Source organism: Anaeropeptidivorans aminofermentans, from assembly GCF_940670685.1.
Lineage (GTDB): Bacteria > Bacillota > Clostridia > Lachnospirales > UBA5962 > Anaeropeptidivorans > Anaeropeptidivorans aminofermentans.
Genome location: NZ_OW711693.1, coordinates 1,740,396 through 1,767,096, shown reverse-complemented (window position 1 = coordinate 1,767,096; position 26,701 = coordinate 1,740,396). Strand labels below are relative to the sequence as shown.

Genomic DNA, 26,701 nt, shown 5'->3' with positions numbered 1-26,701 from the left:
ACCGCTTATTCCACGCCTCTGAAAAAATGGCCGTAGGTTAAATTTTCTTCTTCTAAGTCGTCATTTTCTCCATTTTCCATTGCGTTTTTATATTTGAGGACAATTTCTCTTACTTCTTTTTCACTTTCATTTAAGAAAGAAAGCCTTAAAAATTCAAAATTCGTATCTAATATTTCCGTCATTCTGTTGATTACGGAAAGCTTATGGCTATTGAGAATATACGCGATACAATTATCGCAGTCTCTTAAAACTTCAAATTTCTCGCCTTTTCTGTCGGATATGAAGTATCTGCCCGAGCTTCCCTTAAGGGAACAGAATTTCCCCTTTTCCTTCTGGCCTGCATAAAGGCCCACAGGGCATTGATGGGTTGCCATCATCACCTGGCTTCCGTAGATGACAATTTCCGTATTTTCTCCGTCAATGTTTTGCATATCCTTCACATTAAGCTCCATGCTTAAAGTCATTGCGTCTGATTGAGATTTATAAAACCCCTGTGAAAGACTGTTAAAAATATTAAAGCTATGGTCAAGGATTATTTTCTTTTTGCTTATTTCCCTTATAATATGAAGCTCTCCGAAAGTCGATACCAGATAGCCGTCTATGGAAGAGTTCTCTATCGCCTTCACAAAGCTTTTAAAGCTTTCGTTTAAGTCGTTTCTGCTTATTCTCGGAGGATACAGGTAAAACTCGCAATTATTTTTTATGCAAAAATCCGATAGCTCCTGAATTTTTTCTTTCTCGCAAATAGGACAATATACTCTATATACACCTGATAAAACAGCTGCTTTAAGCTGATTTTCATTTTCTACCTTTGCCGTAAGCCTTTTAAGGCCCGAATAAGAAGGATTAAACTTTATACTAAAGCCGATATCTCCCGCTTCTTTCTTAAAGGAGTTTAAATGAAGCGCTTGAAATTCTTCAATGGCTTCTCTTCTTAAATTATTTAAAGAGCTTAAATTCACAAAGATATTACCGTCAATATTTACTTTTTTAAATTTAAGAGCATAGGGGGTGTTTCCTGTTTTTGAAAGCTTAGCGATAATTCTTTCTTCATCTAAGGGCTTATTTAAGGCCTCAGTGCAAAGTTCTCCCTGTTTTCTTACCGTAATATTCTTATGACGAAGCAAAAGCTCCACAGGTTCATTTATTTTTACGGAAACCTCAGCTTCTATTTCAAGCTGTTTTTTTGATTGAGTTATGAGATTTTTACCCTTGTCGTTTACTGCTTTTCCATAGGATTTATAAACCTTGTCCCCTCTTTTAATATCGCCCTTTACAAGAACCTCTATAATTTCTCCGGCCTCTCCTGCTTTATTAATATAGGCCCCTGCGTGATTTTCAGAAGCAGTCCATATTTCGATGCCGTCTCCGGCAATTACGCTGTCTTCAAGCTTTATGGCGCATTTTCCTGTTCTGTCGTCACGGTAATTAATCACCGTCCCTATATAAAGGCCGGTGCTTTTTGGGGTAAGTTTACTCATCATGGTGCTTCCTGCATAATTATAATAATATCCCGTTGTAGAGCTTCCGCCCCGGTTAAAAATTTGAGCTACGTCTTTTACGGCATTTTCATCTAAAGAACCTTCCCCTGATTTTATCCTGTCAAGGGCTTCTCTGTAGGCTCTCGTCACTAATGCCACGTATTCAGGGCTTTTCATTCTTCCTTCTATTTTAAGGGAATTGATGCCTGCTTTGGCTAAATCCTCTAAAATAGGCAAAGTCATCATATCTCTCGGGCTAAGCAAATACCCTTCGTCGATTTTATCCCCGTCTTTCATAAGGGAATAAACCATACGGCAGGGCTGAGCGCATCTGCCCCTATTGCCGCTTCTGCCTCCGATAAGGCTTGACATAAGACATTGGCCGGAATAGCATACGCATAATGCACCGTGGATAAAGGTTTCTATTTCTATATTGGTATTGCTTTTTATATGTTCTATTTCCTTCAAAGAAAGCTCTCTTGAAAGAACTACTCTTTGAAAACCTAATTTCTCAAAGTATTTTATTCCGTCAAGGCTGTGAACGCTCATTTGAGTGCTTGCGCTAAGCTTTATATCAGGAAAATACTCTTTCAGCTTCATAGCCGTTCCCATATCCTGTACGATAAAGCTGTCTACCCCCATATGATACATTTTACAGGCAAAAGCAAAAACGTCTTTCAGCTCCGAATTTTTATAAAGGGTATTTAATGTAAGAGCTATTTTAGAGCCTCTTACATGGGCATAATCCAATATTTCCTCGAAATCCGTATCTGTAAAATTGTCTGCCGTCTGTCTCGCATTAAACAGCTTTCCCCCAAGGTATACCGCATCTGCGCCGTTATTTATGGCGGCGTAAAAACTTTCTTTATTGCCGGCAGGACATAATAGTTCAGGTATATTAATCAAAACTCCACCCCTGTTATTTATTAAAGTATGTAACCGTATCTATATCAAAACATAATAAAGCAAAGCAGCTTTAAGGCGGTATGGTCAACTTACTTTTATTCCGACTGTATAAATACAGCGTAAAACAAAGTAAAAGTAAATTGACACAAGGCTTTTAAAGCGCTCTTAGTCTAATAAAAATCTATTTTCATAAATGGCTTAAACACATAAAATACTATATTTAAGCAATTCAAAATACACAGTTTTTATCCCTGTAATTAATTTATTTTAATATAATTAATTGAGTCTTTTTATCTTATTGTTTTTTATGCCTTCGTTAAGCTCAAAAACCTCTATATATTCATTCAGATTATTTTCCGCTTCAATAACTTCTTTTTCAAGCTCTTCTATTCTGAGCTTCAGCGCTTCTCTTTCTTCCATAAGGGAAGCGATTTCATTTTTATATCCGTCCAAATCGGTTTCAAGCCTTGCTATGGTTTCATAAAGGTCGCTCTTCTCCCTTTTTTCCTTAAAAAGGTCATCGGCTATGTTAAGAGAAATAAATAAAGTCCGAAGTCTTGCGTTTATTGCCGCCTCACTTTTAAAAGAATAGATCTCCTTGATTTTTCTGTCTATATATCTTGCCACATTCTGTATATGCTCCGGGCTTTCAGGGCTCGATAATTCAAACACTTCACCGTCTATTACAACCTGTACACAATTTATCTGCGACATATGCCCCTCCTAATAAAATCTATCAAATATATTAAATTAACTTGAAAATACACAAGTTATTTTAATAAAAACATATGAAATACAGGATTTAACTTTAAAACAAAGATTTTTAAAGTTAAATCAATATGGCCTATGCTTTCTTCACATAGTCTCTATTGCAGTATATCATAATATAAGGCTTAATCAAATATTTGCGGCTATTCTTAATTAAAAAATCAATAATTATTAATATTTTTAACAATAAATTTGAATTGCGGCCCAATCCAAATCGGAGCTTTCTAAATTCATAAGGCATCTTTATAGTAAATTTATTATGAAGAAGTAGCAAAAGCCTATTCCCTGCAGGCTCAAAAACACGGATTTCCTTCGGAAACGGTACTTTTTTAAGCCTACGTGAATATACGGTTTTGCTACTATTTAACTTTAAATTTACTATAAACCATATCTGCCTTGTTCTCTAAGTAAAGTACCTTTTTGTATGAATAAAAAGCGAAATTTCAATTATGAAACTTCGCTTAAAGCATGAATATCCACGAATAAGTATGAAATAGCAGCAAAACGGAACAAAAAACCTAACTGAAGCAAAATGCCGTAAACGTCATTTTAATCTTATAGTATTTTGAGAGCAAAAATTCTTATTGCTTTTCTCTGATTGAATACCCTTTAAAGCAAATATCTACAAAGCCATAAAGCAACTTGACTATACCGTTAACAAACCCAAAAACTATTTATAGGCTTGTGCTTGTAATATTTTTAAGTTCGCTCAGTATAAATTAAGCATTCTTATTTTTAGCTTTAGGAAGCTCTATAACGGGCTTTGTCTTTGAAGGGCTGTATAAAACAAGCTTTTTGCCTATAATCTGCACGACTTCGGAATGAGTACGGCCCCCAAGCATCTCCGCAACATCTTTAATATCTGTTTCACAGCTGTTTAAAACATTTATTTTAATTAATTCATTGGCCTTTATATAATCATCAACAGCCTGAGTAAGCTCAGGGGTAACACCGTTTTTGCCTATCTGGAAGGCACAGTCGAGATTATGGGCAAGGCTTTTTAAATATGCTCTTTGTTTTGTTGTAAGCATAAATCCTCCTAATTACTTATAATAATCGAATAAAAGGTCATAAATAAGAACCGTGTCGCCTTCCCGTATTCCCTTTTCCTCTAAGGCCTCTATGATTCCCTTATCTTTCAAGTATCTCTGGAAAAATGCAAAACCTTTTTCCGTATCAATACTGGTATAGCCTATCATTTTTTCAACCCCTACCCCTTCAACTACGTATACACCGTCGTCGGTCATGGAGATTGTAAAAGGCTCTTTATCTATTTCTACTTCTGAATACTCTTCATAATCAGTTTCAAACACAATGTCTTCCGGGTAATTGCTTAGTATTTTTGAAATTTCTTCAATGACCTCGCCTATGCCCTCATTTGACGCCGCAGATATAGGGAAAACCTTATATCCCATAGGCTCATATTGGGCTTTTATTCTTTCGTAATTCTCGGAAGCTTCAGGAATATCCATTTTGTTTGCGGCGATTACCTGAGGCCTTTCCAAAAGGGCAGGATTATAGGTTTTAAGCTCATTATTTATTTTTTCTATATCGGCAAGAGGATCGTTGCCTTCAACCGCAGCAGCATCTACCACATGGATAAAGGCCTTTGTTCTTTCAACATGGCGTAAAAACTCAAACCCTAAACCGATTCCCTCGCTGGCTCCTTCAATAAGGCCGGGAATATCCGCCATAACAAAGTCCTTGCCCCATTTATTTCTTACAACCCCAAGATTTGGCGCAAGAGTAGTAAAATGGTAATTGGCGATTTTAGGATTGGCATTGGTAGCCATGGATAAAAGGGTGGATTTTCCCACATTCGGAAAGCCTATGATGCCAACGTCCGCTATCAGTTTAAGCTCAAGAATGATGTCGTATTCCTTTGAGGTTCTTCCTCTTTCGGCATACCTTGGGGCCTGACGGACAGGGGTTGCAAAATGCTGATTTCCTTTTCCGCCTTTTCCGCCTTTAATCAATACAACTTCTTCGCCGTGGCCTGTAAGGTCGGCCATGATTTTATTTGAGGCGGCTTCCTTTATAACAGTTCCTACAGGAACTTTAATATAAACGTCTTCGGCGTCTTTTCCCGAACAGTTTCTTTTTCCGCCGTCTTCGCCGTTATTGGCTTTAAATGTTCTTTTATACCGAAAGTCCATAAGGGTCGTAAGGCTTTCATCGGCGATGAAAATAATATCTCCGCCTCTTCCGCCGTCACCGCCGTCCGGCCCCCCGTTCGTTATATATTTGGCACGGTAAAAGGATACGGCTCCATTGCCGCCGTTACCGCCCTTTACTTTAATTTTTACTTTATCTATAAACATAAAATTCCCCTGAATTCTAAAATTGGCTGCAAAACAAATTTTCTATAAGTAAGCTCATGAATCATTTTAAAGTGAACGCTTTCTTATCGATAAAATGTTTATCTGCATTATCGATATGGTTTTATGCCTGTTCAACTTTAAATTTACTCTACGCATAAAAGCTATAAAGTAATTATATCCTTTTTATAAAGAATTAAATCCTATAAACTGCGTTATTATAAATAGGAGCTTTCAAATAAAATTTGAAAGCTCCGCCTTGTTAAAATCAATATAAAAGCAATTATGCCTCAACAGGATAAACTGAAACCTGCTTTTTATCTCTGCCTTTTCTTTCATATCTAACTTTGCCGTTTACAAGGGCAAATAACGTGTCGTTAGAACCTCTTCCCACATTTACGCCGGGATGAATTTTCGTACCTCTCTGGGTATAGAGAATATTTCCTGCAAGAACCATCTGACCATCGGCACGTTTCGCACCAAGTCTCTTGGATTCGGAATCACGACCGTTTCTTGTGGAGCCAACACCTTTTTTATGAGCAAAAAATTGAAGGTTTAATTTTAACATTCAGCACACCTCCTCTATTGATATGGAAATACTTCCTTTGTACTCTTCCTCAATGCTTTTTAATCCAAGCGCCAAGCTATTTAAAAGAAGCTCTGCATCGCGGGGGATATTCTTAGGTTCTTCCAATTCGAAAAATAAATATCCGCCATCTTCTTCCAAATCGTATTTAAACTTAGCGTCTGTAAAAAGCTCTATAGAATTTACGGCATTAAAACTTAAAGCCGTAACCGCCGAACAAACTATATCTTTCCCATGATCTATGATCTCAAAAGCGAATATAGAACCGGCTTTATTTTTAAATATTTTTACCTTAATCATTAAGCGTTGATTTTCTGAATTTCAAGCTTTGTAAAAGGCTGTCTGTGTCCTTTTTTCTTATGGAAACCTTTTTTAGCCTTATATTTGTAAACGATAACCTTTTTGTGTTTTCCTTCTTCTACAACCTTTGCACTAACTGTAGCGCCGGAAACACAAGGAGCACCTACACTAAGCTCTCCATCTTTAGATACGGCTAAAACCTCATCAAATGTATATTCCGCACCTGCTTCAAGGCCAAGCTTCTCAACATCTATAACGTCGCCTTCGCTCACCTTGTACTGTTTTCCACCAGTCTTAATAATTGCGTACATTTGCACACCTCCTTTTAAAATTAGAACTCGCCGAAACTGGCACTCTGAAAAGAGTTTAAAGCCTTTTCGTGCGGTTTTGAATGTAACGCAAATCAATCACATACCAAATGATAATATCATAAACTCCTATTTATGTCAACAAATTATAACAAATATCCTTCCTTACAGAAGCAACTATATTTATGGGCTTACTAGCCAAAAAGCTCAAAGTCATGGCCTTGAGCTTTTATTATTCATAAAAAAGCGTAAACTTAGAAAGTGTTGGTTTAAATTGCAAAGCAATCTAAATTTTATGAAACGGCTTCTTCATTATTGCATTTACTCAAATCAGAATAAATGTCTATCTCTATTTCTCCTATATCAGTACACACCTTAGAAAAATGGCTTTCTGAATATGTATCGTTATACTTTGCATCCATAATTACTTTAGGAGATAAGATATCGCATTGAATCGCTTTTTCAGAAAGGGCAATCAGCGCTTTTCCGCTTATAATGTTTGCTATTTCTCCTACGGCGGAGGTTACGAAATCATCAACTTCATTAAATTCCATACCGCTCATAATTTTAGCCATTTCAAGGGTGGTCTCCTTGGGAAATTTATAAAGGATTTCTCCTTTAATATCTCCTGTTAATCCGATGGAGATATTAAGCTTATTTTCAGAGTCAAAAATATTATCTTGATTCTCCCCTGCTTTAGACTCTGCTTCAATATCAAGCATCAGCTTTAAAACATCTTTTGTGGCTTCAAAAAAGGGCATATATATTTTATTGTCCATTATATCACTTCCTTTTCCCTTGCAAAGTCGGCAATTTTAACATCTTCAGCGGCTACATGATTAATAAGCCACGCCAATAGCCTTCCGCCAAACTGCTGTAAAAGCTGTTCGTTATAGCCTTCCGCCCTATACTTTGCTTCAACCTCTGCAACATACTGAACCATGTCACGATGCTTTTGAGCATGTACTTCATGTTCGGGATAGCCTATCTCTTTCTGATAAATCTCTTCATCACGGAAATGAATGATTACATAATCCTTCATAAATTCAAGGGTCTGTATTATTTTCTCTTCTTTTTCTTCCTGGGATTTGCCGGACCGTAATATGCTTACAAAATCCTCTACCCTTCTGAATAATTCCTCATGCTGTTCATCAATGAGTTTTACTCCTAACTTGTACTTTTCTTTCCAAAGCATTTCAACACCCCCTGCTGATATATAGTCAATCTGCTTCTACACCTCTTAGAGGGAATAAATAAGAGAAAAGCAAATTGATAATACTGTTTCATTTAAATTCTATAGACGAAAACTATTATATATTTTATTCTCTATGCTCTAAAAACATAATTATCCATATTATAGCAAATATTCTTATTTTACGATACATATATCTAAAAATTTTGTAAAATTACAGTATCCATATGCTAGAATTATTATCTTTAGTAAGAATTAAATCTTTATCCAGCCTTTATCCAGCCAATACTTATTATCAGCAGAAAGCTCTTTTTCCTTCTTCGCTATGGCTTCGTGCATCATTTTAGTAATCATAAAGAGAAATTTGACCTTCAAGCCTTTATTTCCATGGCCTGCATTTTTATATTGCTTTGCAAATGCCTTTACTTTATCTGTAATATCCTGCCTGCGTTTACCGGAAAGCTCATTCCATATAACCCCTTCAAGAAGACCTATGCCTAATTTCCTTATATGAGAGATTCCAAGCCATGTTAAGCTTGTAGATATGTCCTTTTGAGCGCCTTTGTTTAATATTCCTATTGCATTTGTAAGAATTACGGCCTTTTTATGAAACATTCTCTCATCAGGCCTGTGAACCATCCAGTGAACACATAAATGGTCAAGAAGGGATTTCATTTGAGCCGTCGTTCTAAGGGCATATACAGGCGAAGCAAATACAATTAAATCAGATGCAAGCATGGACTGCCAAATAGGCTCTACATATTTTGCGTGAGGGCATAACAGCTCGCTTTTAAAAAAACAATTTTTGCATCCGCAGCAAAAATACGGCAAATCCTTAGGCAAATAAAATTCTGTTATTTCATTGCCCTTACGTAATTCCTCCGTAAAAGCTTCTTTTATATGGTAAGTGCAGCCCCTAACCTCTGTTCCGGTTATTACCGTTATCTTCATTGCTACGCCCCTATTCTTTAATTCTTATAATAATCATGTTTTTTAATTTTATCATAATTAACTTTTACATGATATATATTTAATATCAATAAACTTAAAGCTGCTGTAAAAATCGACTTATAAAGAGCGTCCCCTTAAAAACAAATTTTCTATTATTTATGGATATTTATAAGTTTTAGATATATCTCCTATTTACAACAATAAGTTGCATGGTCAAAAATACTTTCATAGAAAATATGTTTGATTTTTATTTTGCCTGATAGTATAATGAAGGCGAACAATAATTCGTTTAGGTGATGCTTATGGAACGTACTATATTACACTGCGATATGAATTCCTTTTATGCCAGCGTCGAATGCATGTGCAACCCTTCTATTAGTGATAAGCCTGTAGCTGTAGGCGGAAGCGAAGAAAAACGGACGGGGATAATCCTTGCTAAAAATCAAATAGCAAAAAAATATAATGTAAAAACCGGGGAAACTCTTTGGCAGGCAAGGCAGAAATGCCCCCATTTAATAGTAGTTCCTCCCGATTTCAAAAAATACATTCATTTTTCAAAAATGGCATCAAAAATTTATAATAATTACACTAATCTAGTAGAAAGCTTTGGCTTTGATGAATGCTGGCTCGATGTCACCGGTACGGAGCATCTTTTCGGAAACGGTGAAGCAGTCGCAGAAACCATACGCAAGCGAATTAAATCTGAGCTGGGGATTACGTGCTCCATAGGAGTAAGTTTTAACAAGGTTTTTGCAAAATTAGGCTCGGATATGAAAAAACCTGATGCAGTTACCTTAATTACAAAGAAAAACTATAAATCAAAGGTCTGGCCCCTCCCTGTGGAGGATTTGCTTTTTGTCGGCAAAGTTACAAAGCAAAAATTAAATCGTTACGGCATAAAAACCATAGGAGATTTAGCACGTACAGACTTTAAGCACCTTGAAACCCTTCTGGGCAAATGGGGATATTATTTATGGGGCTATGCAAACGGCTTAGATGCTTCCCCCGTACGGGATATAGAAAACCATGCAGATATTAAAAGCATCGGAAATTCCATCACAGCCCCCAGGGATTTAATGACCATAAACGATATTAAAATAATTTTATATAAAATGGCCGAAAGCGTTACGGAGCGTTTAAGAGAAAATAATCTTATGTGCGCAACAGTACAATTATGGGTAAAAGACAATGAGCTTAAATCCTATGAAAGACAGGCAAAGCTCATTGTCCCTTGCGCCGAAACCCGTGAATTATTTAATACTGCTTTGGCGCTTTATTTAAAAAACCATAAAACCGGAAAGCCTGTAAGAGCATTAGGTGTCCGGGCGCACAATCTTTTGCCTTCAGGCTCTTATCAGCTTAGCCTTGACCCTGAAATAAATAAAATACGAAAAAGAGAGCAACTGGAAGAAACCATAGATGCTATAAGGCAGCGCTTCGGCCACCACAGTATACAAAGATGCATCACATTAACAGATACCGGTCTTTCAAATATAAACCCCAAGGACGAACATACAGTCCACCCTATTGCATGGCCGGTGAACTAATTGAAACCCTTTTAGGAAATAATATTCCTTATTCTTTAAGTCTCTTTTTCATAAAAAACAGCAATAATAAGTACCTATTAACTCAACTGCGGTTTTACTCATACTGATATCCTCTTCTCTTTTAACTATTTGTTAAATATATTTAATTACTAATTGTTGAAATCAGCTTTGTCTTGTCTTATAATTACAACAAATAGTATATAGAAGGAGGATACAATATGAAGAAAGTTTTAACCTTCCTGACATCACTGTTATGCATTGCTTTAATTTCCACTACAGGTTACGCCCACCCCGGAAGAACAGACGCCAGCGGCGGGCATAAAGACAATAAAAATGCAAGCGGATTAGGTTCTTACCATTATCACCATGGTTATAGTGCCCACTTGCACCCTAACGGCGTATGCCCTTATGAAAATACTACTCCTGCAATTACAAAAATAACGACTTCCAAGCCAACATCTGTAAAAGCTTCAGTAACCCCCGCAAGCATTACCATCACTTGGGAGCCTGTAGCTAATGCAGATATCTATGAAGCCAGCTTAAACGGTCAAATAATAAGTACATCTGAAACATCTGTAATTTATACTGGATTAAATTCCAATACCTCTTACGAATATGCCGTAAGGGCTCACAGTGTAGACGGCTACAGTGAATATTCCGAAACCCATACGGTATCCACCCTTTCTGCCCCTGAACAAAAGCTAAAACCTATAATTGTAACCGTAGATGGGGAAACCATAGAGTTTGACCAGCCCCCAACTGTTATAAACGGCAGGGTTATGGTTCCCATTAGAAATATTGTGGAAAAAATGAATTGCAATGTTACATGGGAAGAGAGCACTCAGACTGTATATATAACTGAAAAAAATATATTTCTAAATAAAACAGCCATAAAAAGCGATACAATAAAGGTTTATGTTAATAATATACTTGTCGGCCTTTCAGAGCAGCCCCCTGTTAATATTGAAGGCAGAATATTGCTTCCTGTACGCCCTGTTGTTGAAAAATTGGGATATACGACCCAGTGGAATGAAGATTTAAGAACAGTTGCTATAAATAAAAATGAATAAAATTTCTATCTAAGGGGCTTTTAACAAAGCTCCTTTTTATTTTTATAAGTTAAAATTTTCATGCAGCCATAATAAAATACCAGATAATACTTTAAAATAGTCAATATAGAAAGATTATTACACAAATTACTACAGTTATCGGATGCAGATTTGCTAGTTTTAGCAAAATGAAAAATTTATAAACTAATTATGATAAAAAAACCTTTCGGACAGGTTTTGGGATTATAGTTTAGAATTTTATATGGCTATAATAAAAACACCAGCCGCACTAATTTAAGTAATCATGGCTTATCATAAATTTCAAATTAAACAGTGACAAAACCGTATATTCACTTAAGCCAATAAATGTACTGTTTCCGAAGGAAATCCGTATTTTTGAGTCTATAGTGAACCAATTTTTTACTTCTATAAGAAATTTACTATATTTAATTGACAGCTGTTTTTCTTTGTGCAATCATAGTTATAAGCGTTTGAGTACATTATTTTTATCGATGTTTTACAATAATACAAGTACATATTTATAAGAGGCAGGATATGGGCATAGATATTACAATGGTTCCCGCAAATGAAGAGTATGCAAAAGAGTTCAGCGGCTGGAGATACCCAGATGAATACAGCATATATAATATGCCGCCATGGGACGAAATGATTAAAATGAATTTTTCCTTAACTACAGAAGAAAAACGCAATAAGGAATATAAAGCCTTTATTTCAGAAAGCTCTTCCTTATTGGCACTATGCAGATTCGTTGAAAAAAATCATGAGATTACAGTAGGCATCGGTGTAAACCCTGAATATTTATCAATAGGCATCGGAAAAACCGTTATAAAGAAATTTACAGATTGGCTGATTTATAATTTTCCTCATAAGAATATTTGCCTTGAAGTAAGAACATGGAATGAAAGAGCTGTTAACTGCTATAAAAAATCAGGGTATGTTATAACAGAAAAATTCAACAAAAAAACGTCTTTAGGCATCGGTGAATTTTATAAAATGTATTATCAAAATAATTAATATTGAATGATACATAAAATATTTTTCTCAAGCCTTGGAATAAGAATATTCCCTAAAAATTAATCTTTTTTAGGCCAGACCTGAACAAAATATTATATTTTTTCGGGTACAATCTTTACAATGCGATATAGACATCATACATAAAAAAACAAATATTGACACAAAGAAATAATTGTGATAGCCTTTAAGCAAATTGAATATTCAGCAATGAGGTGCCGGCTTTTTGCCGGATAATAGGGAATGTGAAAAGCACAACAGCCCCCGCTACTGTAGGATATGACGAGTCTTTTAAAAAGTCACTGGGCATTCTGTCCGGGAAGACAAAAGACGAGGAAGATTATGAGTCAGGAAACCTGCCTTTTTGCTCAAGGTTAATTCTCGGAGGGAGGATAGAAAACTTCTTTTAGATTTTTACAAATCTTTGTATTACCATGCTTTTACCGCCCTTTCTTATGAAAGGCGGTTTTTTTATGCTTTTATACTATTAGGAGGATTTAATCATGAAAAAATGTATTTTATTAATCCTTTCTGCCATGATGGCTTTTGGAATGGCAGGATGCAAATCATCTGAATCACCGAAGGAAAATGCAGTTGTAACGCCAAGTGAAAGCCCTTCACCGGAAGCTGCACCTGCAAACACTGAAAAAAGCGACAATACGCAAAAGGAAAGCCACTACCCTGTAACCATAACAAACTATAACTACGCGAAAGAAGAAATTACCCAGACCTTTGAAAAGGCGCCTGAAAAAGTATTGGCAGTATATCAAAACTCCATTGAAACTTTGCTTGCATTAGGTCTTGAAGATAGGATTCTTGCCTGCTCAGGCTTAGACCATGCCGTAAAACCCGAGTATGAAGAAGCCTTTTCAAAGGTTAACTATCTTACTGAATTTGCTCCCGACAGAGAAACCGTAACGATGATGCAGCCTGATTTTATATTAAGCTGGTATTCTTTTTTCGGTGAAAAACGCCTTGGTGAAGTTGACTATTGGCATGATAACGGCATCAATACCTATATTTCTCTTAACAGCGGTGCCGTTCCTGAAAGAACCTTGGAGAATGAATATAAAGATATTTTAGACCTTGGTGAAATTTTTGATGTAACAGATAAAGCGGAAGCTATCGTAAACGAAATAAAAGATGAAGTAAGTAAGGTCGTTGAACATGCTTCTAAGGCTGAAACTAAACGTACAGTAATGATTATAGAGTTTTTATCTGATACAAGAGTATACGGTGACAATTCTCTCGGCGGCGATATGGTAAAACAGCTTGGTGCAGACCTGATTACTGTAGAAGGCGGTACTGTTGGAACGGAGGACATTATTAATATTAATCCCGATGTCATATTCGTAGTTTATATGGATAGAGAAAATGAGGATATGTCTACTTACAGCGCCAACCTTGTATTGGAAGACCCTGCCCTCGCAAGCATTAATGCCGTTATAAATAAGGAAGTACATACCATACAGTTAGGCGAAATGTATTGCAGCGGCGTAAGAACCATCGACGGCATAACAAAGTTTGCAAAAGGAATATACCCTGAATTATATGAATAAAAAAGAAAAAAGCAATTTTAAAAATACGGAAGATATTATTATGCTGATGCAGGGAAAGAAAGTAACGCCATTCTATGTGGCTGTTACTTTCCTGCTGACAGCAGGAGTTATCATTTCTATTTTATTTGCAGTAACTTTCGGCTCTGTTAAAATATCAGTACAAGACGTGTACAGTGTTATTTTATATAAACTTTTTCATTTTGAAAGTCTCTCGGCATATGCCAAAGGTCCTGTACACGATGTCGTTTGGCTTATAAGGCTTCCCCGCCTATTTTTGGCTGTAGCGGTAGGGGGAGGTCTTTCCGTATGCGGAATTGTTATGCAGGCAATCGTGAAAAATCCTTTGGCAGACCCCTATATTCTCGGCATATCCTCAGGAGCTTCTTTAGGAGCAACTATGGCTATTATGCTTGGCATAGGGGCATTTTTCGGGGTTAATTTTATAGGAGTAACGGCTTCTGTCGGTGCATTTTTTGCCTCTATCCTTGTTGTAACCATAGCCAATATCGGCTCAAGAGCGAATTCTGTTAAGCTTTTATTGGCAGGTACGGCCATAAGCTCTGTCTGCTCTTCCTTTTCCAGCTTCATCGTCTATTTTGCCAATGATAAAGAAGGCATGCAAACCATAACATTTTGGCTTATGGGAAGCTTGGCAGGGGCTAAATGGTATTCCAATGCAGTAGTCTTTAGTGTGATTCTAATGGGGATAATATTCTTTATTACTCAATATAGAAATTTAAATATGATGCTTCTTGGAGATGAGGTCTCCATCACTCTGGGAACGGATTTACATAAATACCGTATATTTTACCTATTAATAACCTCTATTATGATTGGTTTTATCGTATATTCTGCCGGAATGATTGGCTTTGTAGGCTTGATTATACCCCATATCGTAAGAATCTTTTTCGGGACCGACCATAAAAAAATTATACCCATATCAGCGCTTACAGGGGCAATCCTTTTGATTTGGGCAGATGTCTTTTCAAGAATATTAATACCGAACACAGAGCTTCCCATTGGTATTTTAATTTCAATGATTGGGGCCCCCTGCTTTATTTATCTGCTTGTTAAAAAATCCTACGGCTTTGGAGGCGGAAGCTGATGAAAATTAAATGCGTTGAAACTTCTGCAATCCTCGGGGGAAAAGAAATTGTAAAATCTGTTACGATAGATATTAAAGAAAAGAAATTCATCGGCATCATCGGCCCTAACGGCAGCGGAAAATCCACCTTTCTTAAATGTATTTACAGGATTTTAAAACCTTCCGGGGGTATTATTTATCTTAACGATACGGAACTAAATAAATTTACCGTTAAGGAATCCGCAAGAAAAATGGCTGTAGTTTCTCAGCACAATTATTATAATTTTGACTTTTCTGTGCAAGACGTTGTGCTGATGGGCAGAGCGCCCCATAAAAAACAAATGGAACGGGATGCTGCCGAGGATTATAAAATCGTATACGAAGCCTTGAAAAAAGTTGAAATGGAAGACTTTGCTTCAAGATCCTTTTCTACTTTATCAGGCGGGGAGCAGCAGCGGATTATTTTAGCCCGTGCCCTTGCCCAGCAGACGGAATGCTTGATCCTCGATGAACCGACAAACCATTTGGATATTAAATATCAGCTTCAAATACTGAATATTGTAAAAAAATTAGATATTACTGTTGTTGCCGCTTTACACGACTTAAATATAGCGGCAATGTACTGCGATGAATTATACGTAATTAAAAACGGCTCCATTATGGCTCATGGAGCACCAAAAAAAATACTTACCACCAGCCTGTTAAAAGAAATTTACGAAGTGGATACGAAAATTATCGAAGATAACGAAACAGGCGTTATTCATATTTTATTTAGCCCATCTATGGCTTAAACTGTAAGGGGGAAACATAATGAAAAGAATAGCGATGCTCACATGCTTAAATTCCACAGCTGTTTGCAGCAGCGGCGGCTGCTTTAGAGCTTTTAACAACAGAGATAAAACTTTTGAAATATATAAAAATGAAGATGTAGAGCTCTGTGCATTTTTCCACTGCAACGGATGCGATTGTGATTATGAAAACGATGAAACTTTTAATAAAAAGCTAGACAGAATCATCAGCATGAATCTTGACGCTGTTCATAAAGGGGTTTGTACCTTTCCCAAGGGCAAGGAATGCGAGGTCATAAAGAAAATAAGTGAACGCCTTGAAAAATCCGGAGTAAAAATCATACAAGGCACCCATTAGGGATTAATGTTTGTTTAAATTTTATAAGATAATTTTTTTGCAAATACAATATCCACGTTTTATCAGGTAACAGTAAATACAAAATCACAGCTTTTAAAAGAGCTTCCGACCCTAAAGAATATTCCAAAGGCAAGAAAAATCATATTGGAAGAAGATAAATATTTTTATCTAAAATTAATAATATAAGCACATAGTTCTCTAAGCATTAATCCCAGCGCCTTCACCCTTTAGTTTTAATACCGCATGCGAACAGCTTATATATAATAGCCGCTGGTAATAGTATACTTAAAAGACAATGCGTATTTTCTGGCAAATTCCCCACCCTCATAGCGAGTTGTTTTATGTTTCGAATGCTCTGCATTCTCAACTGGCTTAAACCCACCCGTTAAATGCATGGTTTTGACTAGCCCCTAGAAGGACTTATTACTGGCGGCCTCTCAAGGCACATTGAATATTTTGCAGTCTCATTACTTGCCCTACAACTGCTAAAGCGGTAAGTTCTCTTAAATTAAAGCTTTGATTTAATAATTTATTTATCATTCGCTTTGCGCTAGAAGCGTTTTATTCCACTAACAAAACCAGTGTTTTTTTGCTCTAAAGAGACAAATCATAACTACCGGCTTAGCCGGTAGTTTGCTCTGCCCTATAAGGGGCTCTTACTGGCATGCGTCTGAGGACGCATCGAAGCGGTTTGCCAACCGCATTTACTTCCCAATAACCGCTAAAGCGGTTTATTTTTTATTTTATGGCTTAAGCCAGTTGAGCTCGCATAGCGTGCGAAACAAAAAACTACCCGCTATGCGGGTAGAGGACCAAAAGGTTCTACCACAAGAAACACCTTTCCAATAGAATAGTGAGTGTTCAAGCCACTATGCAGAAAGGAAAGGTGTTTCAATGGCAAACCAACATAATAGTTTGTCCCACACAAAGTGGATGTGCAAATATCACATTGTGTTCACTCCAAAGTATAGACGTAAAATCATCTTCAATCAATATCGAGAGTCGATTGGGAAAATTCTTCGAGAGTTATGCGGCTACAAAGGCGTAGAACTGATCGAAGGTCACCTGATGCCAGATCATGTGCATATGTTAGTGAGCATTCCACCAAAGATCAGCATTTCAAGTTTTATGGGATATCTAAAAGGGAAAAGTGCCCTGATGATTTTCGATCGACATGCAAATTTGAAGTACAAGTTTGGGAATCGGCATTTTTGGTCAGTTGGCTATTATGTCAGTACGGTAGGACTGAACGAAGCTACCATCCAGAAATACATCAGAGAACAAGAGCAACATGACATTGCTCTAGATAAGCTGAGTGTCAAAGAATATGAAGACCCCTTTAGGGGTTAGCTGGTAATACAAATAGCCCTTAAGGGCTAAGCAAAAGAGGCAAGGGCATAGGGGCTTGAACTTAAGTGAAAGCCAGCATCTTGAGATGCTGGCCGGTAACAAGGCCTTACAGGCCTAGCTCAAACCACCCTTTTAAGGGTGGTCATGATTTCCTTTCACTGGCTCCCCCGTAAACGGGTCAATATATTCTAACAATGAAATTTGATCTGCTACTTTATCTTCTTGTATTTGATTTCTAATGTATTCTTCTATTTTTTTCGCATTTTTACCTACTGTATCAACATAATATCCTCTACACCAGAAATGTCTATTCCCATATTTATATTTTAAATTTGCATGTCTATCGAATATTATTAAAGAACTCTTTCCTTTCAAATATCCCATTATCTCTGATACACTATATTTAGGTGGTATTCTGACTAACATGTGTATATGGTCACTACAACATTCTGCTTCTATTATTTCTATACCTTTTCTTTCACATAATTCTCTAAGTATCTTTCCTATATCCGCCTTTAATCTTCCATAAATTATTTGTCTTCGATACTTTGGAGCAAATACCAGATGATATTTACATTCCCAGGTTGTATGTGATAAACTATTTTTGTCCATCGGACACACCTCCTATGATCTAATAATTGTGGTTGGCAAACCCACTTTATTTTATCACAGGGGGTATTTTTCTTGAAGCTAAAGCATTTTCCCTCCACCTGCATAGCAGGTGGTTTATTGTATGAGATACAATTAAAAACCGATGCTCCATGGCATCGGTTTTAATTTTATTATTCTATGTCAATCTTATAAGCGTTATTAGGTTTTGCTTCTTTTTCAACCTTAATCATCAATAAGCCGTTTTCCAGTTTAGCTTTAACACCGTCTGGCTTTGCATCCGCTAAGCGGATGCTTCTGCTCATAGAGCTTAAACGTCTTTCTCTATGAATATAGTTTTGGTTTTCCTCGTTGTTGATTTCCTCTTTCTTAATAGATATCGTCAAATATCCTTCGTTAAGACTTAAATCAATTTGTTCTTTTCTTGCACCCGGCACTTCTGCTTCTATAATGTAATCCTGCTCTGTTTCCTTGACATCAATTTTAAAAGTATCCCTCATAAGACTTCTGTTTGAAAACCAATTATCACTAAAAAAGTCGTCAAGGGCATTATAGAAATCATCAAAGCCTGCGCTAAGCGCATTTCTTCTTTTGTTGAATGGAATAAGTCCTGCCATAATAACAACTCCTTTAATTATATTTTTTAGCACTCACTAATAATGAGTGCTGATAATTATTTTATACCATATAATTTTCGCACTGTAAATAGAGTTCACAGTTTTTTTACAAAAAATTAAATAAGCTGTTTTTCTTCTTCTACAAATAAAAAACAGTTAAAAGGCTATCTCCAGGCATGTCCACTACAAATCTTAAAGAGGTTTTAATGCCTTGCCCTATATTTGCTTTCTTAATGTAAATTTTACTGCCGGCATTTTCTTGCAGTCATCTCTAGTTCTCTTTATTTGTGTTTTCTTTTCTGCTGTCCTTTGCGAGTTAAGTATAATGCCTGCTTTTATGTATATACTAAGATTAAAATCATAAGGAGGAACATAAATGCCTAAAAACAATAAGCCTGATAATAAAGATAAAGAAATAGAAAAATTAGAATCTCAGCTCGCAAACGATTCATTTGCTAATGAAGGCCGCAACTCTGAATTAAAATCTAAATCTAAAAATTTAAAACAGTAAGCAGGACGGGGCATAAACCCCGTCTGTTTTATTTTTAAGAATCAATTATCTTTGCCCTTCTTATTTTTTCTGCAAAAATTACTATCTAAATTCATATTCCAGCACTCCCCTCCTTCAATCAAATTGATATACAATAGTGAAAGAATCTCTATACTAATATTTCGCTTATGCTGGTTTATGGATAATCAAAACCCATGGATACAATGGTACTATTTTATATATGATGAATACACTGGTATTATATTATCGCGTGATTCTGACACGATTGGGGGGATTTAAATGCAAAACAATAACAGACGGGTTCAAGCAGAAAAAGAAAATACCCGAGGTATGGCAGGCAGGCTAAATGAACAGATGAATCGCAATCAGCCTCTAGCACCTTTTTCAGATGCTTATAAGAACAGTAAAGCGATGACTTCCCTATCCACCGACTCAAAAGTAACACTCTCAAAAACAAAGGATTCAGATAAATCTCATTCCCAGACTGTGGGGGTACGAGGTCCTGTACTTATACAAGATACTGAACTGCATGAAACCTTAGAAACCTTCGTATTCTCCACCACGCTACCAAGACGTATCCATACAAAAGGATATGGTGCTTTCGGATATTTTTACCTCACACATTCAATGAAAGAATATACCAAAGCGGAATTTTTGCAAACGCCTGATCGACAGGTACCAGTAGCAGTGCGCTTCTCTCTTGCTGCAAGTAATCAGGGGACGCCAGACACTTCCAGAAATGTACGGGGATTCAGCACCAGATTCTATACCAACGAAGGAATTTTTGATTTGCTTTGTAATCATCTTCCTGTCTTTTTTGTGCGGGATGCCATTCGCGTACCGGATATAATCAGCCATCTTTCGCCTTCACCAGTGAATAATCTTTCAGACCCAGAGAGGCTTTGGAGTTTGTTCGCCGAGTATCCTGAGGCAACAAATATGCTCATATGGTTTTTCTCAGATATGGGAACGGTAAAAAGTCTTCGCCATATCAAAGGGTATAGCGTAAGTACCTATGTATGGCAAAATGCACAGGGTATTCGCCACTATGTGAAATACCACTGGTTCCCCCTGGCAGGGGTAGAATACATTAATCAACAAGAGGCTCAATGGCTGGCATGCCGAGATCCTGATATCGCCGGGCGTGACCTGTTTGACAGTATAGCTAAAGGAAAGGCTGTGGAATACGAGCTGCGTGTACAGCTGATGAAACCCGAAGATGCAGAGCAGCTTCCTTTTGATCCCTTGGATGATACTAAGGTATGGGATGAAGCACAATATCCTCTTTTACCCGTCGGGAGGATGGTTTTAAATCGCAATCCGGAAAATTATGCCGAGCAGGTAGAAAAATTGGCCTTTAATCCGGCGAATTTACTACCCGGTCTTGAATTTTCAGATGATAAGGTGCTGCAGGGACGTACCTTTATTTATTCAGATGCACAACGTCACAGACTGGGTCCTGATTTTCGCAATATCCCCGCTAATAAACAGCTAAACTGGTCCCCTGCATGTATGGTATCCAGCGGCAACGGCAGATATGTGGCCGGTGAAATTATGCGTTCTGAAATCCCGAATCCTGACGATTTTACACAAGCAACGCAAAAGTATGAATCTTTTTCTGTCGCAGAAAAAAAGAACCTTGCAAATAACATTGCATCAGGACTTGTTGACGCCCAATCTGATACACAGCACACAGTCTTGTGGCATTTAGAGCAAGTTTCGCCTGCACTTGCAAAGATGGTCAAAAATCAAATGCTTTTGTATGCCGGTACTGCAGGTAGGTAGAAATTCTTCAGTATCAATATTTTCCGCAGAAAATGGAATGAAATCATTCCATTTTCTGCTTTTAAACATATTTTTGATATTATGGAAAAAGATAAATTCCATCCATTTCCAGCTTCTCGGGTAATAATCTGAAAACAAGCACCATTATCAAATATAAGATTATCCCCATTGATATTTATTTCATGCCTGCCAAACTTCAATATAACTACACCGTTCTCGAACAACTGTTATTCTACACTAAATTAAGAACGATTTCCCAACTGCCGCCATTCAGTTGCATAGCACGAACATTTACACTAATTGACTTTTACCTACCCAACACGCTCCCATATATATTGTGTGTATTACTATAGTAATCAGTAAATGTAGCCGGTATTCCTGTTGAATCAATTCCTTTAAAACCGAAATGCTCACATATTTCCTTTACAATTAAAAACGTATTTATTGAAGGCAGAATACAGAATACACTGTCTCTCCTCCTTATGAATCATAGCCATTTTTATTTATTACAATACTCAAACATAAATAATATAGTTCCTTATGCTAAGGTATTAATATTAGCTTTATCATTATAAAATTGCACATTGTCTTTTTCACACATAATTTTTTCTATAGCCATACCCCCTTCCAATATGCAGTATATAGTAAATCATTAATGTTATTATACTATATGCAGATTCAATATTAAGCTTTTTTTAATTACATACCAATTAGTTGATTTGGTTTTTAATAGTTCATCTAATAATTAAGAGTGCAAATAAATTTATTAAATAGCCATCAAAAAAAGCCCTTATTCAGGACTTATCTTGATGGCTATTTAATAAATTTATCCAATTGTCATCAATAAAACTTATCTATCCTTATGGACGCGGATAAAACAAATGGAGATGAGGGGAATCGAACCCCTGTCCGAAAACCTGTCGGCAAAAACTTCTCCCATCACAGTTAGTTTATAGGTTTCCCTTCATGCGGCCAAAACTAACAAATCCGCAATCCGGTAGCTTCATGGTTTCTTTTTTTATGGCAAAGCTTACATAAAAAAGTTCCCTGTCTGTCGGCGCCAGACCCTTAAGCAACAGGAGACCTAAGGCTGACGAGCCACCTTACGCGGCGGCTAAAACTAAATTATCGTTGTCGATTAATTTTTAAAGGTTGGCATTTTTACGCAGCTGCCTCTGCGGATGGCTATTCTTGCTTTCAAAATCCCCGTCGAAACCAGTACATCCCCGTATAACGATAATCTTAGAGCATTATTATACACTAAACCTCAATGCTTTTTCAACTATTATATTTTTCCTTTTCAATAAAGCTTGGAGATGTAAGTTTGTTTCATAAATGTTTATGGAAATATTGGAATGATGATAAAGTTAACTTTATCATCATTCCAGCCTTAAAACATTGATTTTACTACAACTTTCCAGAACAATTATATTTTTATTTCTTATTTAAAATAATCATAGAGATGCAAATTACTCTGCAAATCTCTACAGAAATGTTAATTTTAAATTAAACTCTCTTTTGCAATTATTCTTTTCTTAAAACATTTCTTTTAATCCTGTTATACGGAACAATCATGTTTTTTTTCTTAAAATTAAATCCTAAAGAGGATTCATTAAACAAATGTTTATAGGGGTAAATATTATGCTTTGTATAAAATTTGCCCTAAAGCATCCTTTTCTTAAAATATTACTTTTAATGCAATTATGCAGAACAATATTTTATTATATCTCATATATTTATAAAAACAAGCTTAAATTTTTTGTTTTAAGTAATTGTTATATCAAATGCTACATATTCATATAAGTAGTGAATCGTTATAAAATATGGCCTCCATTTACTAAAGCCGATGAATTACTCAGACTCTGATATAAGATTTCTAAAGGCTTTTCTAAAAAAATTCAAAATTTTACCGGTAACAATCACCAAAAGTATTCTTGTACATAATATATATTATAGCAAGTCAAGAATGCGGTAAACACAAGGAATCAGCCGTAACCAAGTTGTTATAATATAGCAAGAGTTTTCGTAAAAGATTTGCTTTAATAAAAATTTACGCAGTATATTTTTAGGAGGAATATATATGGCAGCATTTGAACTTAATGATTTTTCAAACTCTCAGAATCAGACTATGGGAACATCACGCCCATGCCCTCAGCCTCAGCCGCCAGCTTTAAAGGAAGAAGACATCATCGCCTTTAAAATATATGACAGCTGCAGAAGCCAAGATTGTCTTGACTATTCAGTTATAGGTCCAGCTAGAGCCGCATGCCCCGTGACCATAGACGGTCGATTAATAAACGAAGGAGAAGTTATAGTACCCCCTGTTCAGGCAGCTTCCGTATCATTAGAATGCCCTGAAATAGTAAGAATCATAATCGTAGGAAAATCTGAAAACTGCTTCAGAAAAGGATATTGGGATATCGATCTTCGCTATATTATATGCTATAAACTTATTTTCAGAAATGCAAATGGAGACGTTATTCTTTGTGTAGAAGCAACAAGCATCTACAACAGCAAGGTTTCCTTATTTGGTTCTGAAGGCTGCGACCTTTTCCTTGTGACAGATTTAATCAACAGCAACGGCTCATTTGAAGGCGACCCATTCGTTCTTGCTGAAGGAAAAGTTATAGGTCTTACAGCTTCTCTTATCTATGACTGCAATCCTCCGGGTAACGGCTTAATGACCGGAATTCCCGTTGCAGTAGAAGTAACCCTCGGACTTTTTACCATAGTAAAATTATTCAGAATCGTTGACCTCGCTGTTCAATCAACAGGCTTCACAATTCCGGATGAATGTGCAGAAGTTATGCCTTTAGACCCATGCTCCTACTTTGATAACCTCGACTTCCCCATGGACATATTTGCACCTCCCCAGAAACCGGAATTCTTCGCAGGAATAAGCTCCAATATTCCTTCAGGAAGAAACAACAATAATAACGGCGACTGCGACTGCGGCTGCGGCTGTGACGACAGGTAATATCGCTTGAAAGCCTGCATGACAATAAAGATTTAAATATTATTCTTGCCTGCTTTAAAGAAGCATTAATCATGACCACCCGTCAAACGGGTGGTTTGCTCGCCCCTATAAGGGGCTGTTACCGGCCAGCGCCTAAAGACGCTGGCTTTCACTTTCGTTCAAGCCTTTATTGCCCTTGACTCGTCGCCACCCCTAAAAGGGTGTCCGTAATACTGGCTACCCCTTGAAGGGGTCCTCATACTCTTTCACACTCAGTTTATCCATCGCTATATCATAGTTTTCTTGTTCCTGAATGTATTTCTTTATGGTTGCCTCATTCAGTCCTACTGTGCTCACGTAATAACCTTCTGCCCAAAAGTGTCTATTCCCGAACTTATACTTTAAGTTTGCGTGCTGGTCAAAAATTATGAGTGCACTTTTCCCTTTTAAATATCCCATAAACTGAGAAACACTCAGCTTCGGTGGTATGCTGACCAGCATGTGTACATGGTCGCGCATGAGATGCCCTTCGATAATCTCTACTCCTTTGTATCTGCAAAGTTGTTTTAAAATATCTCTGACACTTTCTTTGTATTGATTATAAATAATTTTTCTCCTATACTTAGGAGTGAACACTATGTGGTACTTACACATCCACTTGGTGTGGGCTAAACTATTTGCCTTGTTGGCCATGAAAATCACCTTTCCTTTCGTTATAATCTGGCTTGAACAACCTTATTATAACGGAAAGGTGATTTTTTTGTATAACAAACACCGCGCACCCGCATAGCGGGTGGTTATTATTTCGCACGCTTTGCGTGCTCAACTGGGTCACGACCCATAATATAAAAGAGGGTGTTGCAAAATGAACTTTGCAACATCCTCTTTTCATTCTAAATTTTATTCTTTAATAAATCGGTTTTCACTCCTTCTTTATGAGAAATTCGCTTTAAATGATTACTTCTAGGTATTAATTTCGGAATACTGCGTATTTCCCTATTATTTCGATTATAGTAAATTTCAAATTAAACAGTAATAAAAATCGTATGTTTTGAATGGCTTAAACATAGGGGTTTTATATGTTTAAGCCGTTTACGAAAAACGGATTTTTATTACACTCTTGTGTGAAATTTACTATATATTGAAATAATAGACGCTGGATTTTGCAACAGTCCCCACTTATAAATTATACTTTGTTAATGTCAATGATTCTTATTCAAACCCATAGACGCAGCAGCGTTAATCTTGTCATCTGAAATATAAACGCAATACGGATAAAGTGCTTATTTCATATGATGATACCAATTCAATAAATCGTGATAATTTCCTCTATAATGAAAGCAACTATCGTCTTTATTTGTACCAATAATTGATAATCCCATTTTAGTAAGTATTCCATTTGATTTATGATTATGCTTATTAGCATATGCTTCAACAAAAATTATATTGGGGTGGAGATTGGAAAGAACAAATTGATATAAGCTTCTAAAAATATTATTTGTACCTTGGTAATTGGCAATGATTTGTATCTCTTCCATCATAAATGTATCCTTATTCGTGTAATATTGAAAAAAACCAATAATATTCTCAATACCGTTTGCAGTTATAAGAATAATCTGCCGTTCCGTCTTTTGTAAACCTTCCTTGACGGCCTTATACCATGTTTTATAAGCATCCTCTTTTGTATCGCCGGTTGGAGCAATTTGAGCCATATTATCGGTAAGTATAGCAAAAAGCTTCTTTGAATATTTCTTAAATTCGTATTTGTGAAGATAAGAAAAATGAATCACCAAATACCTCCTTTCAGCATACAGGCTTTCATTTTTAATAAGAAACATACCACGCTTTCGGGTCTTATACTCCTTAACTTTTTAAACACTGTAACACAAATATTATTTACGAAAACAAAAGGGGCACCATACTGCACAATAAAGCAGTTTTTCTATCTCAATACAAATTACATTCATTGTTTTATTTTATAAAAAGGCTCTTTTCATTCGCATTATAATGATTAGATGTCAAAAGAATAATCATTTCTTCCAAAGCGGAGGCAAAAGCGATAAAACAGAATATAAATCCGGGAATCAATAAAATCCTATTGCAGATAAGAGCAAACAGTATATATAAATATAAAAGAATGCCGGCAGCCTTGTTCCCCCAAGTATGCATCATTCCCCATGTTTTAAATTTTACTTTTGTAATTATAATATTGATTACTCTTAAAATCATAACAACAGCTATCCCGATGATTGCCCATTGTATCTTAATCAGGTCGGTGTAATTTACTAACAGATATAAAACGGCACCGTAGAAGGTGGTATCGCTTAAGCTATCCAGCTGCTCGCCAAATCTTGTCTCCCATTTATAACGGCGGGCTAAATATCCGTCTGCAATGTCACTAATACCGCAGAGAAAATATCCTGCTATGAATAAACCTGTGTGACGAAACAGAAATATTAAAGCAATGGAAAGTAATATTCGGATAAAAGAAATACTATTGGGTATCTGTTTTATGTGAAACTCCCCTTTCAATAAATTATGGGGTTCGATAAATTCCAATGGATTACTCTGTTGGACTATATAATTTTGTTTCAATTTTTGCTGTTACAAAGATAATACTATCTTTCTTATCTATCAGCTCTCACC

26 protein-coding genes, 1 other RNA gene and 1 riboswitch are annotated in these 26,701 nt (G+C 36.4%); of the genes, 11 read left to right on the top strand and 16 right to left on the bottom strand.

What is annotated here, in order from left to right:
• Window positions 1-5 precede the first annotated feature (5 nt).
• The 10 genes from NBX03_RS07330 to NBX03_RS07285 all read right to left on the bottom strand — a co-directional run bounded on the left by NBX03_RS07330 (window position 6) and on the right by NBX03_RS07285 (window position 8,810).
• Window positions 6-2,387, bottom strand: coding sequence for a U32 family peptidase (locus NBX03_RS07330; protein ID WP_250230094.1), 2,382 nt, complete (start codon window positions 2,385-2,387; stop codon window positions 6-8).
• 276 nt (window positions 2,388-2,663) lie between these two features.
• Window positions 2,664-3,101 carry a cell division protein ZapA gene (zapA, locus tag NBX03_RS07325; RefSeq protein ID WP_250230093.1) on the bottom strand — a complete coding sequence of 146 codons (438 nt, stop codon included), beginning with the start codon at window positions 3,099-3,101 and terminating at the stop codon, window positions 2,664-2,666.
• A gap of 773 nt (window positions 3,102-3,874) precedes the next feature.
• The gene (gene yhbY / locus NBX03_RS07320; RefSeq protein WP_250230092.1) at window positions 3,875-4,186 is read right to left on the bottom strand and encodes a ribosome assembly RNA-binding protein YhbY; all 312 of its coding nucleotides are present in this window, start codon (window positions 4,184-4,186) and stop codon (window positions 3,875-3,877) included.
• A gap of 12 nt (window positions 4,187-4,198) precedes the next feature.
• Window positions 4,199-5,476, bottom strand: a complete 1,278-nt coding sequence (gene obgE / locus NBX03_RS07315) for a GTPase ObgE (protein WP_250230091.1) — start codon at window positions 5,474-5,476, stop codon at window positions 4,199-4,201.
• Window positions 5,477-5,756: 280 nt separating this feature from the next.
• Window positions 5,757-6,041 (bottom strand): 50S ribosomal protein L27, encoded by a 285-nt coding sequence (gene rpmA / locus NBX03_RS07310; protein ID WP_250230090.1) that lies wholly within the window; start codon window positions 6,039-6,041, stop codon window positions 5,757-5,759.
• Window positions 6,042-6,359: a ribosomal-processing cysteine protease Prp gene (locus NBX03_RS07305; RefSeq protein WP_250230089.1), complete on the bottom strand. Its 318-nt coding sequence runs from the start codon at window positions 6,357-6,359 to the stop codon at window positions 6,042-6,044.
• Window positions 6,359-6,670, bottom strand: a complete 312-nt coding sequence (rplU, locus tag NBX03_RS07300) for a 50S ribosomal protein L21 (protein ID WP_250230088.1) — start codon at window positions 6,668-6,670, stop codon at window positions 6,359-6,361. The genes NBX03_RS07305 and rplU overlap by 1 nt, the downstream gene beginning before the upstream one ends.
• 290 nt (window positions 6,671-6,960) lie before the next feature.
• On the bottom strand, window positions 6,961-7,446 hold the full coding sequence (locus NBX03_RS07295) for a chemotaxis protein CheX (protein WP_250230087.1): 486 nt from the start codon (window positions 7,444-7,446) through the stop codon (window positions 6,961-6,963).
• Window positions 7,446-7,862 (bottom strand): bacteriohemerythrin, encoded by a 417-nt coding sequence (locus tag NBX03_RS07290; RefSeq protein WP_250230086.1) that lies wholly within the window; start codon window positions 7,860-7,862, stop codon window positions 7,446-7,448. Before NBX03_RS07290 ends, NBX03_RS07295 begins: the two co-directional genes overlap by 1 nt.
• Before the next feature lie 252 nt (window positions 7,863-8,114).
• Complete coding sequence (locus tag NBX03_RS07285; RefSeq protein WP_250230085.1) at window positions 8,115-8,810, bottom strand: flavodoxin family protein; 696 nt, start codon at window positions 8,808-8,810, stop codon at window positions 8,115-8,117.
• 302 nt (window positions 8,811-9,112) lie between these two features.
• Here NBX03_RS07285 and dinB point away from each other — a divergent pair, with 302 nt between their 5' ends.
• The 8 genes from dinB to tnpA (NBX03_RS07240) all read left to right on the top strand — a co-directional run bounded on the left by dinB (window position 9,113) and on the right by tnpA (NBX03_RS07240) (window position 17,577).
• Window positions 9,113-10,357 (top strand): DNA polymerase IV, encoded by a 1,245-nt coding sequence (gene dinB, locus NBX03_RS07280; protein ID WP_250230084.1) that lies wholly within the window; start codon window positions 9,113-9,115, stop codon window positions 10,355-10,357.
• A gap of 218 nt (window positions 10,358-10,575) precedes the next feature.
• Complete coding sequence (locus NBX03_RS07270) at window positions 10,576-11,427, top strand: stalk domain-containing protein (RefSeq protein WP_330638512.1); 852 nt, start codon at window positions 10,576-10,578, stop codon at window positions 11,425-11,427.
• A 534-nt stretch (window positions 11,428-11,961) separates the two neighbouring features.
• A complete protein-coding gene (locus NBX03_RS07265; RefSeq protein ID WP_250230083.1) occupies window positions 11,962-12,441 on the top strand; it encodes a GNAT family N-acetyltransferase in 480 nt (159 codons plus the stop codon).
• A gap of 193 nt (window positions 12,442-12,634) precedes the next feature.
• A riboswitch (cobalamin riboswitch) is annotated at window positions 12,635-12,816 on the top strand.
• 125 nt (window positions 12,817-12,941) lie between these two features.
• Window positions 12,942-13,997 (top strand): ABC transporter substrate-binding protein, encoded by a 1,056-nt coding sequence (locus tag NBX03_RS07260; protein ID WP_250230082.1) that lies wholly within the window; start codon window positions 12,942-12,944, stop codon window positions 13,995-13,997.
• Entirely contained in the window at window positions 13,990-15,102 is a 1,113-nt protein-coding gene (locus NBX03_RS07255) for a FecCD family ABC transporter permease (RefSeq protein WP_330638510.1), read from the top strand. The genes NBX03_RS07260 and NBX03_RS07255 overlap by 8 nt, the downstream gene beginning before the upstream one ends.
• A complete protein-coding gene (locus tag NBX03_RS07250; protein WP_250230081.1) occupies window positions 15,102-15,872 on the top strand; it encodes an ABC transporter ATP-binding protein in 771 nt (256 codons plus the stop codon). The genes NBX03_RS07255 and NBX03_RS07250 overlap by 1 nt, the downstream gene beginning before the upstream one ends.
• Before the next feature lie 19 nt (window positions 15,873-15,891).
• Window positions 15,892-16,227: a CGGC domain-containing protein gene (locus NBX03_RS07245; protein WP_250230080.1), complete on the top strand. Its 336-nt coding sequence runs from the start codon at window positions 15,892-15,894 to the stop codon at window positions 16,225-16,227.
• Window positions 16,228-17,121: 894 nt separating this feature from the next.
• Window positions 17,122-17,577, top strand: coding sequence for an IS200/IS605 family transposase (gene tnpA, locus NBX03_RS07240; RefSeq protein WP_250227317.1), 456 nt, complete (start codon window positions 17,122-17,124; stop codon window positions 17,575-17,577).
• A 132-nt stretch (window positions 17,578-17,709) separates the two neighbouring features.
• Here the strand turns inward: tnpA (NBX03_RS07240) and tnpA (NBX03_RS07235) are convergent, their stop codons facing one another.
• Window positions 17,710-18,189 (bottom strand): IS200/IS605 family transposase, encoded by a 480-nt coding sequence (gene tnpA, locus NBX03_RS07235; protein WP_250230079.1) that lies wholly within the window; start codon window positions 18,187-18,189, stop codon window positions 17,710-17,712.
• 170 nt (window positions 18,190-18,359) lie between these two features.
• A complete protein-coding gene (locus NBX03_RS07230) occupies window positions 18,360-18,803 on the bottom strand; it encodes an Hsp20/alpha crystallin family protein (RefSeq protein ID WP_250230078.1) in 444 nt (147 codons plus the stop codon).
• Between the two features lie 376 nt (window positions 18,804-19,179).
• Here NBX03_RS07230 and NBX03_RS15865 point away from each other — a divergent pair, with 376 nt between their 5' ends.
• Complete coding sequence (locus NBX03_RS15865) at window positions 19,180-19,314, top strand: hypothetical protein (protein ID WP_267134876.1); 135 nt, start codon at window positions 19,180-19,182, stop codon at window positions 19,312-19,314.
• A 279-nt stretch (window positions 19,315-19,593) separates the two neighbouring features.
• Window positions 19,594-21,099, top strand: coding sequence for a catalase (locus NBX03_RS07225; RefSeq protein ID WP_250230077.1), 1,506 nt, complete (start codon window positions 19,594-19,596; stop codon window positions 21,097-21,099).
• A gap of 879 nt (window positions 21,100-21,978) precedes the next feature.
• Here the strand turns inward: NBX03_RS07225 and ssrA are convergent.
• Window positions 21,979-22,327, bottom strand: a transfer-messenger RNA (tmRNA) gene (gene ssrA / locus NBX03_RS07220).
• Between the two features lie 852 nt (window positions 22,328-23,179).
• Here ssrA and NBX03_RS07215 point away from each other — a divergent pair.
• Window positions 23,180-24,076: a hypothetical protein gene (locus tag NBX03_RS07215; RefSeq protein WP_250230076.1), complete on the top strand. Its 897-nt coding sequence runs from the start codon at window positions 23,180-23,182 to the stop codon at window positions 24,074-24,076.
• A gap of 216 nt (window positions 24,077-24,292) precedes the next feature.
• Here NBX03_RS07215 and tnpA (NBX03_RS07210) read toward each other — a convergent pair whose 3' ends face one another.
• The 3 genes from tnpA (NBX03_RS07210) to NBX03_RS07200 all read right to left on the bottom strand — a co-directional run bounded on the left by tnpA (NBX03_RS07210) (window position 24,293) and on the right by NBX03_RS07200 (window position 26,614).
• The gene (gene tnpA, locus NBX03_RS07210) at window positions 24,293-24,748 is read right to left on the bottom strand and encodes an IS200/IS605 family transposase (RefSeq protein ID WP_250228828.1); all 456 of its coding nucleotides are present in this window, start codon (window positions 24,746-24,748) and stop codon (window positions 24,293-24,295) included.
• Window positions 24,749-25,338: 590 nt separating this feature from the next.
• Window positions 25,339-25,845 carry a hypothetical protein gene (locus NBX03_RS07205; RefSeq protein ID WP_250230075.1) on the bottom strand — a complete coding sequence of 169 codons (507 nt, stop codon included), beginning with the start codon at window positions 25,843-25,845 and terminating at the stop codon, window positions 25,339-25,341.
• Window positions 25,846-26,026: 181 nt separating this feature from the next.
• Window positions 26,027-26,614, bottom strand: coding sequence for a CDP-alcohol phosphatidyltransferase family protein (locus NBX03_RS07200; RefSeq protein ID WP_250230074.1), 588 nt, complete (start codon window positions 26,612-26,614; stop codon window positions 26,027-26,029).
• Between the last annotated feature and the right edge of the window lie 87 nt (window positions 26,615-26,701).